Raw genomic sequence first — 552 nt, forward strand, 5'->3', positions numbered from 1 at the left:
CGCTTGAACGGTGCTGTTGAACACCGCTGCGCCTGTTGTGGTCAAGCTGCCGTTCGCTGTCGTCGCGCCGTTGAACTGCGTTGTGCCTGTGCTGGTCAGGTTGCCTGTGTTGGTCAAGCCCGCTGTGGTCGTTGCACCCACCACGTTCAAGCCACCCGTCACGTTCGCGCTGGCCAAGGTCGTTGCGCCTGCACTCAGCGTGCCGGTGATGTTGGCGTTGCCTGTGTTCGTCAGCGTACCTGTGTTGCTCAGACCTGTTGTGGTCGTCACGCCCAGGTTCGTCACCGTCGCGTTCAGACTGTTCAAGTTCGACTGACCCGTCACGCTCAAAGTGTCGCCCAGTGTCGTGGCACCGTTGGCGTTCAAGGTACCTGCCGTTGTCAAGTTACCCGCAGTCACCGTGCCGTTGACCGTGCCTGTGCCAGACACCGTCAGGTTGCCTGCGCTCACGGCAAAGTTGCCGTTGGCCACCGTCACGCCTGCGTTCGCTGTCACCAGACCGTCCGCTTGAACGGTGCTGTTGAACACCGCTGCGCCTGTTGTGGTCAAGCT

Annotated in this window: 1 pseudogene; it reads right to left on the minus strand. The window is 61.4% G+C overall.

From position 1 onward, the window contains the following. Window positions 1-552 (minus strand): annotated as a pseudogene (locus B9Z52_RS17945) (hypothetical protein); the annotation flags it as partial.

Origin of the sequence: Limnohabitans sp. Jir72 (assembly GCF_003063575.1) — a bacterium.
In the GTDB taxonomy this organism is placed as follows: Bacteria; Pseudomonadota; Gammaproteobacteria; order Burkholderiales; family Burkholderiaceae_C; genus Limnohabitans_A.